Source organism: Variovorax saccharolyticus (genome assembly GCF_030316765.1).
Classification (GTDB): Bacteria; Pseudomonadota; Gammaproteobacteria; order Burkholderiales; family Burkholderiaceae_C; genus Variovorax; species Variovorax saccharolyticus.
In genome coordinates, this window is sequence record NZ_JASZYT010000001.1 from 255,494 (window position 1) to 271,734 (window position 16,241).

Here is a 16,241-nt window from a genome sequence, read left to right on the forward strand (position 1 = left end):
GCCAAGGCGGGGGCGGCGCACTGTTCTGGCACAGGGCTTGCACGGATCCAGAGCCGATCCGGCAGCCCAGGAGCGTTTCCATGCCCAAACCCGTCCTCACCATCAGCAGCAAGAACTACGGCGCCTGGTCGTTGCGCGGCTGGCTGATGTGCAGGCTCGCGGGGCTGGATTTCAGCGAGAAGGTGATCCCGCCCGACGATCCGGCGATGAAGGCCGAGATGCTGCTGCTGTCGTCCTCGATGCTGGTGCCTTCACTGGAGAACGCCGGCGTGAAGGTCTGGGACACGCTCGCGATCGGCGAGTACCTCAACGAGATCAAGCCCAAGGCCGGCCTGCTGCCAGCCGACGCCAAGGCCCGGGCCCATTGCCGGGCGATCTGCGGCGAGATGCACTCGGGTTTCAGCTCGATGCGCAGTTCGCTGCCGATGAACGTCAAGGCCAGGTTCCCGAACTTTAAGATCTGGTCGCGCGCCCAGACCGACATCGACCGCGTGGTCGCGATCTGGCGCGAATGCCTGAAGGCCTATGGCGGGCCCTATCTGTTCGGCAAGCAGCCCTGCATCGCGGATGCGATGTATGCACCGGTGGTGACGCGCTTCATCACCTACGACGTGACGCTCGACACGGTCTGCGCCGCCTATTGCAAGCGCATCATCGAACTGCCGGCGATGCAGGAGTGGATCAAGGCGGCCAAGCAGGAGCCCGAGGAGATCGACGAACTGGATGCGGAGTTCTGAGGCCGCCGGCGGCTCACTGGGCGGGCCGCTGGAACATGCCCAGTTCGAGCGGCCACTCGTTGCCCAGCCACATCGCGTGCGCGGTGTGGTCCTTGTAGTCGTCGCCCGTGAGGCCGTGCACGAAGACGTCGAGCCCGCCGCGATGGGCCTCCAGCCACGCGATCACCTCGTCGAACTCGGCGGCGTCGAAGGCGATCTGGCAGCTCCAGCGCGGATGCGGACCCACCGGCTTCTCGTGCACCCGTCCGACCACGACCAGCAGTTCGCGCCCGGCTTCTTCGGCGATGCGGCGCGCCTGGGCGAGCGTGTCGGGGCCGAAGTAGAGGTGGGCGTGGTACTGGGGGTAGAGGTTCTCGGGGCGGCGGGGCATGGCGGGTTGGCTCGAAAGGCTGCAGCTTAGCTCGGGGCCTGAGAGCGTCAAGCGAGTTCGCGGCGTCAGTTGAAGTCGAAGGCCAGGAACAGCAAGTAGGCAAGTCCGCAAAGCACCCACGGCCACAGGATCGCGCCCGCGCATTCGAGCGCATCGAGCAGGGCGCGACGCGTGTTCAAGACAAGCCTCCGGCGGCATGGCGAGGTGGCCCCGACTGCGCTCCGCGCCGCTGCCGGGTCCTTGCGGGTGGTTCCGCCGCGGTCTTGGTCGCTTTCCGAAGCTGCATCCGGCGCGCCGCGATGGCCAGCGCCTTCGCTTCGGCATCCCCATGTTTCGCGACCGAAAACGACTGGTGGAAGGAAGGCCCTTTCTTCGACCGGGTCGAGGCGATCCATCGACCCGGGTCCGTCGGCCCGGACCGGCGATGGAAGACGCCGGGAATGCCGCTGCTGTTCGTGCTGCGCAGTAGCTCTCTGGCTGTCTTGGGTGCGGGGCAGTCCGGCGGCAGCGGCCGTCGTGGCGCTGCACGCAGCCAGGCTTCATCCGGATGCACCCGTGCCAGCCCGGCCATCTGCCGCAGGTGCAACTGGCGCTCGGCGATCGCCAGCCGCTTGGCGTCCGGGCCGTAGCGCCCGACGCTGAAGCACTTGCGCAGCACTGCGCCTGGTCCGATGTAGGTCTGGACGATCCAGTAACGGGGCTCGCCTTCGGTGCCGGTGCGGCAGGTCACGCCCGGAATGCCCGAGCTGTTGTTGCGGCGGAGCATGTCGGCCCTCTGGCGCCGCGGCACGGGGGGATGCTTCTTGATCATCTGATCGCGCCAGACCCGGGCCCGCAGCAGCGCAGCCTCCTCGCCCTGGTGCATCTTGAAGGTGAAGCGCTTGAACAGCGTGACGCCGCCTCGCTTCAGCTCGACCCTCCAGCCGCGGCCGCCGCGCGTGATTCCATACATCGACCGCATGGGACTCTCCTCCTGAAATTCTTGTGCGCTCGAATCTTCAGAGGGCGGTCGCCAGGGTGTCTGCGGGCACGCGCTGAATCACGCGGGAGAAACTTCCAGTGAACGTTGCAGTTGGTTGCTGCCAGATCCGCAAAACATGAAATACTGTTGTTTTATCCAGTATCGGAGTCGCCATGGCCGACACCTTCATCCCCGTCCACGCCCTCAAGGGCCGCGGCGCCGCGACGCGCCTGCCGCATCGCTTCGAGCGCGATGTCCGCGACGCCTTCGACGACGGCTGGGGCACGCTGGAAGAGGGCGAGGCCGAAGCCGAGGGCCTCCAGCCGCTGCAGACCGAGGTCCGCTTCGAGGACGTGAAATCGGTGCTGAGCGAGAACGACTCGCCCGACATTCCCTTCGACCGTTCATTGAATCCGTATCGGGGCTGCGAGCACGGCTGCATCTACTGCTTCGCCCGGCCCACCCACAGCTACCTCAACCTGTCGCCGGGCCTGGACTTCGAGACCAAGCTGATCGCCAAGCGCAACATCGCCGACGTGCTGCGCACCGAACTGGGCCGCAAGGCCTACCGGCCGAGCCAGATCGCGATCGGCACCGCGACCGATTGCTACCAGCCGATCGAGCGCGAGCTGCGGCTCACGCGCTCGGTGATCGAAGTGCTGCAGGAGACCCGCCATCCCTTCGGCCTCGTGACCAAGTCCAGCGCGGTCGAGCGCGACCTCGACCTGATCGCGCCGATGGCGGCCGACCGGCTGGCGGCGGTCTACGTCACGATCACCACGCTCGACGGCGATCTCGCGCGCAAGCTCGAGCCGCGCGCCGCCGCGCCGCACCGCCGGCTGCGGACGCTGCGAACCCTGGCCGATGCCGGCGTGCCGGTGGGCGTCAGCGTGGCGCCGCAGATTCCCTTCGTCACCGAGGACATGGAGCAGGTGCTCGAAGCCGCCTGGGAGGCTGGCGCGCGCTGCGCCTTCTATACCGTGATCCGGCTGCCGTGGGAGGTGGCGCCGCTGTTCAAGCAGTGGCTCGAGCTGCACTATCCGCAGCGGGCCGATCGCATCATGGCGCGCATCCGCGAGATGCGCGGGGGCAAGGACTACGACGCCGACTTCGCGACCCGCATGAAGGGAAGCGGCCTGTGGGCCGAACTGATCCGCCAGCGCTTCGAGAAGGCGACGCGCCGCATCGGCTTCAACCGCGAGCGGATCGCGCTCGATCTCAGCGCGTTCCGGCCACCTGGCGCAGCGGGGCAGGGCAGCCTGTTCTAGCGTCCTCGTTGCCCGCGCCGCCACGCGGCTCGACGCCGCACCAGTCGCCGCCCAGCGCCTTCACCAGGAACACCGATCCGAGCATGCGCTGGCCCGACAACTGCGCCGACTGGCGCTCGATGTTGAGCAGCGCCTGCTGGGCCGTGATGACGTCGAGGAAGGTGGTGGCGCCGCCCTCGTAGCGGCTGGCCGACATCTCGAGCACCCGGCGCGCGCTGGCCACCGCGGTCTGCGACTGCGCCGCCGCGCGCTCCAGCGCCGCCAGGCCGGTGATGCCGTCCTCGGCCTCCTGCATCGCGGTCAGCACCACGCGGCGGTAGCTGGCCACGGTCGCCTCGTAGCCGGCGCGCGTGAAGTCGACATTGGCGCGGATACGGCCGCCGTCGAAGAGGGTCTGCGTCGCCGAGACGCCGATCGACCACAGCACGCTCTGGGCATCGAACAGGGTCGACAGGCTGCGGCTGTCGACGCCGCCGGTCGGAAGCAGGCTGACGCTCGGGTAGAAGGCCGCGGTGGCGACGCCGATCTGCGCATTGGCCGCGGCCATCGCGCGTTCGGCGGCCGCGACATCGGGCCGGCGCTCGAGCGCGTCGGAGGGAACGCCGAGCGGAATCGGCGGCGGCAACAGCGGTCTGATGTCCGGCGCCAGCGAGAAGTTCGGCGCCGGCGTGCCGGTCAGGGTCGCGATCGCATGCTCGAATTGCGAGCGCAGCCGCTTCAGCAGGTCGACCTGGGTCAGCGTGTTGTCGAGCAGCGCCTGCTGCTGCGCGACGTCCAGGCCCGACACCGCGCCGCCTTCGTGGCGGTCGGTGACGAACTGCAGCGCCCGGCGCTGCACCTCGATCGAGCGGGCAACGACATCGAGCTCGAGATCGGTCGCGCGAAGGCTGAAGTACGCCGTGGCCAGGTCCGCGGTCAGCAGCAGCCGGGTGTTCTCGAGGTCGGCCGCCGACTGAGCGGCGGAAGCGGTCGCGCCTTCCACCGAACGCTGCACCCGGCCCGCGAGGTCGAGTTCGTAGCTGGCGATCAAAGTCAGCGCGAAGTCGTTCTGAACCGTCGAGAAATTGTTGGTCGCGTAGTTGGTGAGCGGCCGGTTGGCCGAGATCTTGAAGCGCGAGGCGCGCGTGCCGAGGCCCACCTGCGGGTAGCGGCCGGCTTCGCTGCCCGCCAGCGTGGCGCGCGCCTGCGCCAGCCGGGCGCTCGCGAGGTCCAGCGTCGGGCTGTTGGCCAGCGCCTTCTGCTGCAGCGCGTCGAGCTGCGGATCGCCGAAGCGCAGCCACCACGGGCCCTTGGGTTCGGCGTCGCTGGGGGCGGCCTGGCGCCAGGGCTGCTCCAGTTGCCAGCTGACCGGCACCTCGACCTCCGGCTTGCGGTAGTCGGGCCCGGCCACGCAGCCGGCCAGCAGCAGCACCGCGCCGGCGATAGACAGCCTGCAGAGGCTCACGCCGGCTCCTTCGCGACCGTGACCACGTCGCCTTCGGCCAGCGAGTCCGAGGGGTTGAGCACCAGCCGGTCGGCGGCCGTGATGCCGTCGATCACCTCGACGGTCTCGCCGTAGTTGCGGCCGAGGCTGATGCCGCGCAGCCTGACCTTGCCCTCGGCGTCGACCACCGCGACCCGCGTGCCTTCGGCGCGGAACAGCAGCGCATTGGCAGGGATCGTGAGCGCCCGGCTCGGCGTCAGCGGCAGCGAGACCTGCACGTACGCGCCCGGCAGCAGGACGCCGTCGCGGTTCGGCAGCGCCACCTCGACCTGCATCATGCGGGTGCTCGCGTCGATCGCGCCCGAGGTCCGCGCCACCTGGCCCTTGAAGCTCTGGCCGCGCAGTTCGGATTGGGTCACCACCACCGGCTGGCCTTCCTTCACGAGCTGGGCGTAAGCCTGCGGCACGTTGATGTAGACCCGCAGCGGATCGGTCTGGGCGAGCTGGAAAAGAGACCGCCCGCCATTGCCGGCACCGGCGTCGATCAGGTCGCCGACATCGACATTGCGGCGCGTGATCACGCCCGCGAAGGGCGCCAGCACGCGCTTGAAGCCCTCGGTCTGGCGCAGCCGCTGCACGTTGGCGTCCGCCGCCGCGAGGTTGGCCGTGGCCTGGGCCAGCGCACCCCGGCGCTCGTCCAGGTCCTGCTGCGAGACCACGTCCTTCTTGCGCAGCCCCTCCCAGCGGGCCACCGTGCTCTTCGCGAGCTCGAGCGCAGCGGCCGCCTGCTGGCGGGCCGCGATCGCCTGCGACAGCTGCTGGTCGATCTCGGGCGTCTCGATCTCGGCCAGCAGTTCGCCCTTCTCGACGCGGCTGCCGATGTCCTTGGTCCAGCGCTTCAGGTAGCCGCTGGCACGGGCCGAGATCGGCGACTGCGTGAAGCCCTGCAAGGTGCCCGGCAAGGCCAGCGTCTGGCCGCTGCCCGCGGTCTGCGGCAGGGCGGTCTTGACATACTGGGTGGCGCGCTCGGCGGTGCCGGCTTCCAGCGCGCGGGCATTGGCGGTGCGTACATAGACGGTGCGGGCGGCGCCGATCGCCAGCAGGGCCAGCACGACCAGTACCGCGATGCGGGTGCTGCGCACGATCTGGCGACGGCGGGGCAGGTCGTCGTGGCCCCCATCTTCATCGGCGGCGATCGGGTGGATGCCCAGCGCCGCGTGGCGTTGCTCGGTCATGGGTTGACCTCCGTGCTCCGCACTGCGGTGCGAACTTGCTTGGGGCGGCCCAGCGCTGCATTCATGGACTCAGGTCTCCTGGGGCGCGGCCCCGAGCGAATGGGATGCGGCCGCATCGCGCGCCGCCTGGCGGTGCGCGCGGCGGCTGTGGATCTCGGCGTAGACGGCCGGAACGAAGAACAGTGTCGAGACGGTCGCGAACAGCAGGCCGCCGATCACCGCGCGTCCCAGGGGCGCGTTCTGCTCGGCGCCTTCGCCGATGCCCAGCGCCATCGGGATCATGCCGATGATCATCGCCAGCGCGGTCATCAGCACCGGGCGGATGCGGGTGGCGCCGGCTTCTAGCGCGGCCGACAGCGGCGGAATGCCGGCCGCCAGCCGCTCGCGCGCGAAGGCCGCCAGCAGGATGCTGTTGGCGGTCGCCACGCCCATGGTCATGATGGCGCCGGTCAGCGCCGGCACGCTCAGCGTGGTGCCGGTGAGGAACAGCATCCAGGCGATGCCCGCCAGCGCCGCGGGCAGCGCGGTGATGATGATCGCGGCATCGAGCCAGGACTGGAAGGTGACCACGATCAGCAGGTACACCAGCACGATCGCCATCGCCAGCCCGACGCCCAGTCCGATGAAGGAGCTCTGCATGGTCTGGACCTGGCCGCGGATCGTCACCTGGCTGCCGCGCGAGAGCTTCGGCCGCATCTCGTCGACCAGCACCTGCACCTTCGATGCCACGCTCGCGAGGTCGGTGCCCTGCACGCTGACATAGACATCGACCACCGGCTGGATGTTGTAGCGCGAGACCACGGCGGGCTGCCGGCCCTGCTGCGCTTCCACCAGGTTGCCGAGCAGCTGCGGCGGCGCGCCGGCGCTGCCGCTGCCGCCGGCGCCGATGGGCAGGTTGAGCAGCGAATCGAGCGAGTCGACCGCGTACTGCGGCGTCTGCACCGCGATGTTGTAGACCACGCCGTTCTGCGGGTTGAGCCAGAAGGCCGGCTGCGTCTGCGAGCTGCCCGACAGCGCGATCAGCACGTTCTGGCCGACGTTCTGCGCGGTCAATCCGAACTGCTGCAGCCGCGTGCGGTCCATCTGCAGGTTGAGGCCGGGACCGTCGAGCCGCTGGTGCACATGCGCATCGACCGCGCCCGGGATCTTGCGGATCTCCTTCACCAGCTCGGCCGCGCGCGCCGCGTTGCCGGCGACGTCGTTGCCGCCGAACTGCACGTCGATCGCGGCCGGCAGGCCGAAGTTGAGGATCTGGGTGACGATGTCGGCCGGCTGGAAGAAGAATTCGGTGCCCGGGAAGCGCCTGGGCAGTTCGGCCCGCAGCAGCGAGACGAACTCCTCGGTCGGCCGGTGGCCGTCGCGCAGCGACAGCAGGATCTCGCCGTCGAGCGTGCCGATGGTGCCGGCGTTGCTGTACGACAGGTTGATGCCGCTGTTCGGCACGCCCAGGTTGTCGAGGATGGTCTCGAGCTGGTCCTTGGGGATCAGCTCGCGGATCGCCGCCTCGACCTCGTCGGCCAGCCGCGCGGTCTCCTCGATGCGGGTGCCGGTGGGTGCGCGCATGTGCAGCCGGATCTGGCCCGCGTCCACGCCGGGGAAGAAGTCGCGCCCGAGCACCGGATACAGCAGGCACGACAGGAGGCAGAAGCCCAGGAACAGCGCGATGAAGCGGCCCCGTTTCGCCAGCAGTGCCGACAGCACCAGCGTGTAGGCCCGCCGCACGCGCTCGAAGCGGCGGTCGAAGCGGCGGTAGACGCGCTGCAGCAGGCTGGGCCTCGGATCGGCTGCGGCCTTGCCATGGTCGCCCATCAGCAGCATCACCAGGGTCGGCACCAGCGTGCGCGACAGCAGGTAGGAGGCCAGCATCGCGAAGACCACGGCCATCGCGAGCGGCACGAACAGGAACTTGGCCACGCCCGAGAGGAAGAACATCGGCACGAACACGATGCAGATGCACAAGGTCGAGACGAAGGCGGCGGGCCCGATCTCGCCGGCGCCGACCAGGATCGCCTGGTTCAGCTCGGTGCCCATGTGCAGGTGCCGCTCGATGTTCTCGATCGTCACGATCGCCTGGTCGACCAGGATGCCGACCGACAGCGCCAGCCCGCCCAGCGTCATGAGGTTCAGGGTCTGGCCGAAGGCGTAGAGCACCAGGATCGAGGCCAGGATCGACAGCGGAATCGTCAGCGCGATGATCAACGTGCTGCGCCAGTTGCCGAGGAACAGCAGCACCATCGCGGCGGTCAGCGCGGCGGCCAGCACGGCCTCGGCCACCACGCCGGTCACCGCGGCCTTGACGAACACCGACTGGTCGAACAGCGGCGTCACCTTGATGTCCGACGGCATGCCCTGGGCCGCCACCGGCAGCATCGCGCGCAGGTTCGAGACGATGTCCAGCGTCGAGGCGCCGCCGTTCTTGAGCACCGACAGCAGCACGCCGCGCACGCCGTCCTGGCGCACCACGTTGGTCTGCGGCGAGAAGCCGTCGCGCACGTTGGCGACGTCGCGCAGGTAGATGGTGGCGCCGGCCGCGGTGCGCACCGGCAGGTCATTGAGCCCGGCCAGCACCTCGGGCGAGCCGTTCAGGCGCACGCTGTATTCGGTGGCGCCGAACTTGGCCGTGCCCGAGGGCAGGATCAGGTTCTGCGCATTGACCGCATTCACCACGTCGGCCGGCGACAGCCCGCGCGCCTGCAGCGCCTGGGTGTCGAGGTCGACCGAGATCAACCGGTTCTTGCCGCCGTAGGGGAAGGGCACCGCCACCCCGGGGATCGTGATGAGCTGCGGCCGCAGCTGGTTGATCGCGGCGTCGAACAGCGCGTTTTCGGGCCGGGTCGGGCTCGACAGCGCGAGCTGGATCACCGGGATGCTCGAGGCCGAGTACTTGATCACCAGCGGCGGCGTGATGCCCGGCGGCAGCTGCCGCACCTGGGTCTGCATCGAGGCCACCACCTGGGCGATCGCGGTCTCGATGTTGGCGGTCGGCTGGAAGAAGACCTTGATCACGGTCACGCCGGCCAGCGACTGCGACTCGATGTGCTCGATGTCGCTCACCGTGGTGGTCAGGCTGCGCTCGGTCTGGCCGGCGATGCGCTGGCCCATCTCCTGCGCCGGCAGGCCGCCGTAATTCCAGATGATGCTGATCACCGGAATGTTGATTTCCGGAAAGATGTCGGTCGCCATCCGCAGCAGCACGAAGGGCGTGGCCAGCACGATCAGCATCGCCATCACGATGAAGGTGTACGGACGACGCAGGGCGAGCTGTACCATGGAAACGACTTGTTACTTTTGAGCGAAGTCCGCCATCATAAGTAGAGATGGACACACAATGGAGTGAATGCCTAAGCTTTACGTTCCCTCAATGACGACGATGGTCTGGATGGTGGTGATGGGTGTTTCCGGCTGCGGAAAGTCGAGCCTCGGCGCCGCGCTGGCGCAGGCCTGCGCGCTGCCGCTGATCGAGGGCGACGACTTTCACCCGGCCGAAAATGTCAGCAAGATGCGCGCCGGCATCCCGCTCACCGACGCCGACCGCGCGGACTGGCTGGCGACCCTGGGCCGGGAACTGGCCGCCCGGCCCCAGGGCGCGGTCCTGACCTGCTCGGCCCTGAAGCGCGACTACCGCGAGCGCCTGCGCTCGGCGGTGCCGGGCCTGCGCTTCGTCTTCATGGAACTGACCCGCGAGGAGTCCGAACGCCGCGTGGCCTCGCGCGCCGGCGCGCACATGTTCCCGGCCAGCCTGGTCGCCAACCAGTTCGCAACGCTGGAGTCGCCGGTCGGCGAAGCGGGCGTGCTGGCGGTCGATGCCACCGCCCCGATGGCCGAACTGGTGGCCCAGGTGCGAGCCTGGCTTCCGAAGGCCTGAATCAGGTGCTGGCGTCCAGTCCCAAAGCGTCGAAGACGCGGATCGCCGCGTAGGCATCGTTGGCCGCGTAGCGCAGCTGGGCGTCGGTCAGCTGCCGGTTGGCCCAGTTCGAAGTCGTCGCCTTGCGCGACTTGACGAAGCGGCGCTCGAACACCAGCGCCACCGCGGTCTTCACGCCGACCGAACGGCGGTAGCCGCGGCGGCGGAATTCGCTGTCGAGGTCGAGCACGCCCTGGGGCTCGATGCCGAAGCGCTGGCGGATCAGGCTCAGGTCGCTCGCCAGGCCGAATCCGGCCTTGACCAGTTCGGCACTGCCGAGCAGCGCCGCCAGCGTGTCGTGGAATTCGCTGCGGTGCAACTGGAACAGCCAGGCCTGGTCGCGGGTGGCGAACTGGAGCACGTGCGGTCCGCCCGAGACTTCGTTCTTGGCGAAGGTCGGCTTCGATTCGGTGTCGAAGCCGACCACGCGGCTGGCCCGCAGCGCCGCCTCGGCGTCCGCCGCGTCCTGCGCCGTGGCGACCACCCGGATGGCATCCAGGCCCAGGCCTTCGAAGGGTTCGAGCTGGGCGATGTCTTCGCGTTCGGGCAGGGGCGGGAGGGTGTTCTTCATTCGGATGGCCGGTCGGGGGAGTCGATTGTGCTTCGTTGACGTTCCCCGATATCGTTGATAGCATCAACAATATAAGAACCCACGGAGACAGACGCGATGCACCACACATTCGACGGCGGACGCAGGGATGCGCTCCGCCTGCTCTCGGCGGCGATGGCGGCCGGCGCCTGGCCGGCGTCCTGGGCCCAGGAGCCCTTTCCGGCCAAGCCGATCCGCGTGATCGTTCCGTTCTCGCCGGGCGGCGCGATCGACGTCGCGGTGCGCGCGATGACCGACCGGGTGGCGGTCGAGGTCGGCCAGCCGGTGGTGGTGGACGCCAAGCCCGGCGCCGCGACCATCGTCGGCGCCGATGCCGCCGCCAAGTCGGCGCCCGACGGCTACACGGTGCTGGTCACCACAAGCAGCACCACCATCAACAATGCCGGCGCCTACAAGAAGCTGCCCTACGACCCGGTGGCCGGCTTCGCCCCGGTGACGCTGGTCTCGCTCGGCAGCGTGATGTTCGCCGGGCCCGCCACGGCGCCCTACAACAACCTGAAGGAGTTCGCCGAATGGGCCAGGGCGCAGAAGCGCCCGATCTCCTACGGCACCTGGGGCAAGGGCTCGTCGGCGCATCTTTTCGGCGAGCTGCTGCGCACCCGCTACGGGCTCGAGATGCAGCACGTGCCCTACAAGGGCGACGTGGCCGCGCTCAGCGACGTGCGCGGCGGCGTGCTCGACACCACCTTCTCGAGTCCGGTCAGTGCCCGGCCGCTGGTGCGCGCCAATGCGATCAAGGCGCTCGGCATGACCGGTCCGCGCCGCTCGGGCGGCCTGCCCGAGCTGCCCACCTTCGGCGAACAGGGTTTCGCGGGCTTCGAACTCGCGGGTTACGTGGCCGTGTACGTGCCCGTCGGCACGCCCAAGCCGGTGATCGATCGCCTCAACAAGGCCTTCGTCGCGGCAATCCGCACGCCGGATGTCTCGCAGCGCCTGCTCGACCAGGGCCAGGACCCGATCGCCAGCACGCCGGAGGAACTGGCCGAGGTCTACAAGCGCGATGCGCCGCAATGGCTGGCGCTGATGAAGGCCGCCGGCGTCGAGCCGGAGTGAAGCACCCGAAGGAATCCCCCATGAACGCACCGCAAGAACCATTGCGCATCATTCCGATCCGCAGCGCCTATGAGCTGCCGGAGCCCGTCATTCGCGACGAACTCGTGCGCACCGGTCGCGGCACCGCGATGGGCGAGTTGCTGCGCCGCTACTGGCATCCGGTCGGCCTGGCCGGCGATGCCGGCGACACGCCGCGCCAGATCCGTGTGCTCGGCGAGGACCTGATCCTGTTCCGGGCCGGCAACGGCGAGCCCGGCCTGCTGCACCCGCGCTGCGCCCACCGGGGCGCCTCCCTGCTCTACGGCAAGGTCGAGGACGACGGCATCCGCTGCTGCTACCACGGCTGGAAGTTCGGCCCCGGCGGCCAGTGCCTGGAACAGCCCTGCGAGCCCGATGGCGGCACCCGCGTGGGCCGCATGCTGCAGCCGGCCTATCCGGTGGCCGAGCGCTACGGATTGATCTGGGCCTACATGGGCCCGCCGGAGCGCCAGCCGGTATTGCCGCGTTTCGAGCCCTTCGAAAACCTGGAGGAGGGCGAGTTCCTGGAGGCAGACGACCAGAGCATCGGCGGTGGCGGCCCGGTGATCGTCGATTGCAACTGGTTCCAGCACTACGAGAACGTGGTCGATCCGTGGCATGTGATGGTGCTGCACGGCAGCTTCTCGGGCGCGCAGTTCACCGACGCGATGCTGCGGGCGCCGACGATCCGCTTCGACACCACGCCGCGCGGCGTCAAGGTGACCTCGCTGCGCACGCTCGACGACGGCTCGGTCTTCCGCCGCGTGACCGAGGCCTGCGTGCCGACCTGGCGGGTGGTGCCGAATCCGCGCGTGGGGCAGTACGCGCGGGTCGAGTCGCTCGGCTTCGTGCTGCCGATCGACGACACGAACTTCCGCATCTACACCGTGGCGCGCGTGCGCACGGCCGGCGAGCTCAAGGGATTCCGGTCGCGCCAGGGCGGCAAGCTCTGGAGCGAACTCACGCCGCAGGAGCACCGCAGCTTCCCGGGCGACTACGAGGCGCAGAAGAGCCAGGGCGACATCACCTGGCACTCGCACGAGAACCTCGCGACCAGCGATCGCGGCATCGCGCTGCTGCGGCGACTGGTCGCAGAGCAGGTGAAGGTGGTGGCCGAAGGCGGCGACCCGGCCGGCGTCGGCTTCGATCCCGCAGACGACCTGGTGCGCTTCGAGGCCGGCAACTTCCACGATCCGCGGCCGGCGGAACCGGGCCGCTGAGCGGCAGTGCGCCGTCGCGCTAGGCCTGGGCCTGCGCCTGATCCTCTTCCTCGATCATCGCGATCGCCTTGGCCTTGAGCTTGCGGAGCATGGCGACCAGCTGGTCGGCCTCCTGCGCGTTCAGCTCGCCGCGGAAGCTGCGGTCGCGCAGCTGCGCGGTGCGGGCCAGCCCCTTGACCTTCTTGCGGCCCGCCGCGGTGAGCACGAGCTCGGCCGACCGGGCATCGGTGCTGTGGGCGCGCCGCTCGACCAGGCCGCGCTCCACCAGCGCGCTCACGATGCGGCTGATCTGGGCCTTGTCGGTGCTCGAATAGTCGGTCAGGGCACGCAGCGTGACCGGCTGCAGATGCTCGATCAGCGCGAGCGTGCGCCATTCCATCAGGCTCACGTCGTGTTCGCGGCGGAAGCGAAGGGCTGCGCTGCGGCGCAGCGCGTCCGAGGCGCTGTTGACCTCGTAGCTCAGCAAGGAGAGGAAGGCGGGGGTGGCGGTCATCGCGCGTTCAGGCGTTCGCGGTGATGCGCAAGATGGTCCGCCACGAAGCTCTGGATGAAGTAGTAGCCGTGGTCGTAGCCCGCATGGCGGCGCAGCGTGAGCGGCTGGCCGGCGGCGGCGCAGGCGGCCTCGAACAGCTGCGGGTGCAACTGCTCGGCGAGGAACTTGTCGCCCAGGCCCTGGTCGATGAGGATGCCCTGCGGGTAGGGCGCCGAGGCCTGGGCCTGCATCAATGCGCTGGCGTCGTGCGACAGCCAGCCGGCACGGTCGGCGCCGAGATAGCCGCCGAAGGCCTTCTCGCCCCACGGGCATTGCGTCGGCGCGCAGATCGGCGCCAGCGCCGACAGCGACTTGAACCGGCCCGGGTGGCGCAGCGCGAGGGTCAGCGCGCCGTGGCCGCCCATCGAATGGCCGAAGATGCCGATGCGCTCGGCATCGATCGGCAGCTGCTGCGCGATCAGCGGCAGCAGCTCCTGGACGATCCAGCTTTCCATGCGCCAGTGCGCGGCCCAGGGCGAGGCGGTGGCATCCAGGTAGAAGCCGGCGCCGATGCCGAAATCCCAGCTCGCGGTCGCGCCTTCGATCTCTTCGACCGCCGGGCCGCGCGGGCTGGTGTCGGGCGCGATCAGCGCCAGGCCGAGTTCGGCCGCCAGCCGCTGGGCGCCGGCCTTGACCATGAAGGTCTCTTCGTTGCAGGTCAGGCCGGCAAGGTAGAGCACGGCCGGCACCGGGCCGTGCGCCGCCTGCGGCGGCAGGAAGACCGAGAAGCGCATCGGCAGCCCGATCTCGCGCGACTCGTGTTCGAGGAAGCGCAGCGTGCCGCCAAAGCAGCGGTGCTCGGAAAGTGTCTTGAGGCTGTCTGTCATGGGTTCGATGCAAGGATGAGTTCGAGCACGGCGTCGGCGAACACGCGCGGCACTTCTTGCGGCATGTTGTGGCCGACGCCGGGCACGACGCGGTGCGAGCGCCGGCCGGTGAAGCGGTGGGCATGGGCCGACGCGTCGCTCACGGGGCGCACGCCGTCGTCGGCGCCGTCGAAGCTGATGGTGGGGACGCCGATCGGCGGCTGAGCGGCGAGCCGCGCCTCGATGTCGGCATAGGCCGGGTCGCCGGGTACGAGGCCGAAGCGGTGGCGGTACGACTGGATCACCACCTCGACGAAATCGGGATGGTCGAAGGCTGCCGCGCTGCGCTCGAAGGTCGCTTCGTCGAAGGCCCAGGTCGGCGACCAGAGCCGCCACAGCAGGCGCGTGATGCCGCGCCGATCGGAGGCGAGCCCGGCTCGCCCGCGCTCGCTGTGGAAGTAGTACTGGTACCACAGCCGGTGCTCGTTCTCGGCCGGCTCCGGGCGCATCGCCTTCGCGATGTCCTGGATGTTGTAGCTGTTGAACGAGACCAGTCCGGCGCAGCGTCCGGGCCACAGCGCCGCCACCACGCAGGCCGCGCGCCCGCCCCAGTCGTAGCCCGCGAGCACGGCGCGCGGGATCGCCAGCGCGTCGAGCAGCGCCAGCAGGTCGGCGCCGAGCGCCGCCTGCTCGCCCGAGCGCGGCGTCGCGGCGTCCAGGAAGCGCGTGGCGCCGTAGCCGCGCAGGTAGGGCACGATCACCCTGCAGCCTGCGGCGGCCAGCATCGGCGCCACTTCGGCGTAGCTGTGGATGTCGTACGGGAAGCCGTGCATCAGCAGCACCGGCGGGCCGTCGGCGGGGCCGGTCTCGAAATAGGCGATCTCGAGCACGCCGGCCCGGATCGTTCGCAGCGGCTCCATGCGCGTCATGGCGGCACTAGTAGAGAACGACCCCACGAATCGACTCGCCGCGCTTCATGAGGTCGAAGCCCTTGTTGATGTCCTCCAGCGGCATCGTGTGCGTGATCAGGTCGTCGATGTTGATCTTGTTCTCCATGTACCAGTCGACGATCTTCGGCACGTCGGTGCGGCCGCGGGCGCCGCCGAAGGCCGAGCCTTCCCACTTGCGGCCGGTGACCAGCTGGAACGGCCGCGTGCTGATCTCGGCGCCGGCCTCGGCCACGCCGATGATGATGCTGCGGCCCCAGCCCTTGTGCGTGCATTCGAGCGCCTGGCGCATCACCTGCGTGTTGCCGATGCACTCGAAGCTGTAGTCGGCGCCGCCGTCGGTCAGCTGCACGATGGCATCGACCACGTTCGGCGTGTCTTTCGGGTTGATGAAGTGCGTCATGCCGAACTTGCGTGCCATCGCCTCGCGCGCCGGGTTCAGGTCGACGCCGATGATCTTGTCGGCGCCCACCATCTTCGCGCCCTGGATCACGTTGAGGCCGATGCCGCCGAGACCGAAGACGACCACGTTGGCGCCGGCTTCCACCTTGGCCGTGAAGATCACGGCGCCGATGCCGGTGGTCACGCCGCAGCCGATGTAGCAGACCTTGTCGAAGGGCGCGTCCTCGCGGATCTTGGCCAGCGAGATCTCGGGCGCCACCGTGTAGTTGCTGAAGGTGCTGGTGCCCATGTAGTGGAAGATCGGCTTGCCGTCGAGGCTGAAGCGGCTGGTGGCGTCGGGCATCAGGCCCTTGCCCTGGGTGCCGCGGATCAGCTGGCACAGGTTGGTCTTGCGGCTCAGGCAGAACTTGCACTGGCGGCATTCGGGCGTGTAGAGCGGAATGACGTGGTCGCCCTTCTTGAGCGAGGTGACACCGGGGCCGACGTCGACCACGATGCCGGCGCCCTCATGGCCGAGGATGGCCGGGAAGATGCCTTCGGGGTCGGCGCCCGAGAGGGTGTAGTAGTCGGTGTGGCAGATGCCCGTGGCCTTGATCTCGACCAGCACCTCGCCGAACTTCGGGCCCTCCAGGTCGACGGTTTCGATGGTCAGGGGCTGGCCCGATTGCCAGGCGACGGCGGCTTTGGTTTTCATGGGTTGTGCGGTTTCGGTTCTGGAATCGGGCACTATAAGATGCCCGGCACTCGGAGACCCA

General features: G+C 69.2%; 15 protein-coding genes. 5 read left to right on the top strand and 10 right to left on the bottom strand.

Annotated elements, in window-relative coordinates:
* Positions 1-80: 80 nt before the first annotated feature.
* The gene (locus QTI45_RS01320) at positions 81-737 is read left to right on the top strand and encodes a glutathione S-transferase (RefSeq protein ID WP_286653315.1); all 657 of its coding nucleotides are present in this window, start codon (positions 81-83) and stop codon (positions 735-737) included.
* A gap of 13 nt (positions 738-750) precedes the next feature.
* Here the strand turns inward: QTI45_RS01320 and QTI45_RS01325 are convergent, their stop codons facing one another.
* Both QTI45_RS01325 and QTI45_RS01330 read right to left on the bottom strand, forming a co-directional pair.
* Positions 751-1,107: a DOPA 4,5-dioxygenase family protein gene (locus QTI45_RS01325; protein WP_286371305.1), complete on the bottom strand. Its 357-nt coding sequence runs from the start codon at positions 1,105-1,107 to the stop codon at positions 751-753.
* A 175-nt stretch (positions 1,108-1,282) separates the two neighbouring features.
* The gene (locus QTI45_RS01330; RefSeq protein WP_286653316.1) at positions 1,283-2,068 is read right to left on the bottom strand and encodes an AP2 domain-containing protein; all 786 of its coding nucleotides are present in this window, start codon (positions 2,066-2,068) and stop codon (positions 1,283-1,285) included.
* Positions 2,069-2,241: 173 nt separating this feature from the next.
* On the opposite strand from QTI45_RS01330, the gene QTI45_RS01335 reads away from it, so the two are divergent.
* Positions 2,242-3,336, top strand: a complete 1,095-nt coding sequence (locus tag QTI45_RS01335) for a PA0069 family radical SAM protein (protein WP_286653317.1) — start codon at positions 2,242-2,244, stop codon at positions 3,334-3,336.
* Here the strand turns inward: QTI45_RS01335 and QTI45_RS01340 are convergent.
* The 3 genes from QTI45_RS01340 to QTI45_RS01350 form a co-directional block, all read right to left on the bottom strand.
* Positions 3,287-4,780, bottom strand: a complete 1,494-nt coding sequence (locus tag QTI45_RS01340) for an efflux transporter outer membrane subunit (RefSeq protein ID WP_286653318.1) — start codon at positions 4,778-4,780, stop codon at positions 3,287-3,289. The genes QTI45_RS01335 and QTI45_RS01340 overlap by 50 nt on opposite strands.
* Positions 4,777-5,994 (bottom strand): efflux RND transporter periplasmic adaptor subunit, encoded by a 1,218-nt coding sequence (locus QTI45_RS01345; protein WP_286371309.1) that lies wholly within the window; start codon positions 5,992-5,994, stop codon positions 4,777-4,779. Before QTI45_RS01345 ends, QTI45_RS01340 begins: the two co-directional genes overlap by 4 nt.
* A 69-nt stretch (positions 5,995-6,063) precedes the next feature.
* Positions 6,064-9,264, bottom strand: coding sequence for an efflux RND transporter permease subunit (locus QTI45_RS01350; protein WP_286653319.1), 3,201 nt, complete (start codon positions 9,262-9,264; stop codon positions 6,064-6,066).
* Between the two features lie 91 nt (positions 9,265-9,355).
* Between QTI45_RS01350 and QTI45_RS01355 the strand changes: the two genes are divergently transcribed.
* A complete protein-coding gene (locus QTI45_RS01355; protein ID WP_286653320.1) occupies positions 9,356-9,859 on the top strand; it encodes a gluconokinase in 504 nt (167 codons plus the stop codon).
* A gap of 1 nt (position 9,860) precedes the next feature.
* Here the strand turns inward: QTI45_RS01355 and QTI45_RS01360 are convergent, their stop codons facing one another.
* Entirely contained in the window at positions 9,861-10,469 is a 609-nt protein-coding gene (locus QTI45_RS01360) for a 3'-5' exonuclease (RefSeq protein ID WP_286371312.1), read from the bottom strand.
* A gap of 96 nt (positions 10,470-10,565) precedes the next feature.
* Here QTI45_RS01360 and QTI45_RS01365 point away from each other — a divergent pair, with 96 nt between their 5' ends.
* Positions 10,566-11,561 carry a Bug family tripartite tricarboxylate transporter substrate binding protein gene (locus tag QTI45_RS01365; protein ID WP_286371313.1) on the top strand — a complete coding sequence of 332 codons (996 nt, stop codon included), beginning with the start codon at positions 10,566-10,568 and terminating at the stop codon, positions 11,559-11,561.
* A gap of 20 nt (positions 11,562-11,581) precedes the next feature.
* A complete protein-coding gene (locus tag QTI45_RS01370; protein WP_286371314.1) occupies positions 11,582-12,799 on the top strand; it encodes an aromatic ring-hydroxylating dioxygenase subunit alpha in 1,218 nt (405 codons plus the stop codon).
* Between the two features lie 19 nt (positions 12,800-12,818).
* Here the strand turns inward: QTI45_RS01370 and QTI45_RS01375 are convergent, their stop codons facing one another.
* The 4 genes from QTI45_RS01375 to QTI45_RS01390 are packed head-to-tail and all read right to left on the bottom strand — an operon-like array spanning position 12,819 to position 16,180.
* The gene (locus QTI45_RS01375) at positions 12,819-13,292 is read right to left on the bottom strand and encodes a MarR family winged helix-turn-helix transcriptional regulator (RefSeq protein WP_286371315.1); all 474 of its coding nucleotides are present in this window, start codon (positions 13,290-13,292) and stop codon (positions 12,819-12,821) included.
* Entirely contained in the window at positions 13,289-14,158 is an 870-nt protein-coding gene (gene fghA, locus QTI45_RS01380) for an S-formylglutathione hydrolase (RefSeq protein ID WP_286371316.1), read from the bottom strand. The genes QTI45_RS01375 and fghA overlap by 4 nt, the downstream gene beginning before the upstream one ends.
* Positions 14,155-15,066, bottom strand: coding sequence for an alpha/beta fold hydrolase (locus QTI45_RS01385; RefSeq protein ID WP_286371317.1), 912 nt, complete (start codon positions 15,064-15,066; stop codon positions 14,155-14,157). Before QTI45_RS01385 ends, fghA begins: the two co-directional genes overlap by 4 nt.
* A 7-nt stretch (positions 15,067-15,073) precedes the next feature.
* Positions 15,074-16,180 carry an S-(hydroxymethyl)glutathione dehydrogenase/class III alcohol dehydrogenase gene (locus QTI45_RS01390; protein ID WP_286371318.1) on the bottom strand — a complete coding sequence of 369 codons (1,107 nt, stop codon included), beginning with the start codon at positions 16,178-16,180 and terminating at the stop codon, positions 15,074-15,076.
* Positions 16,181-16,241 lie beyond the last annotated feature (61 nt).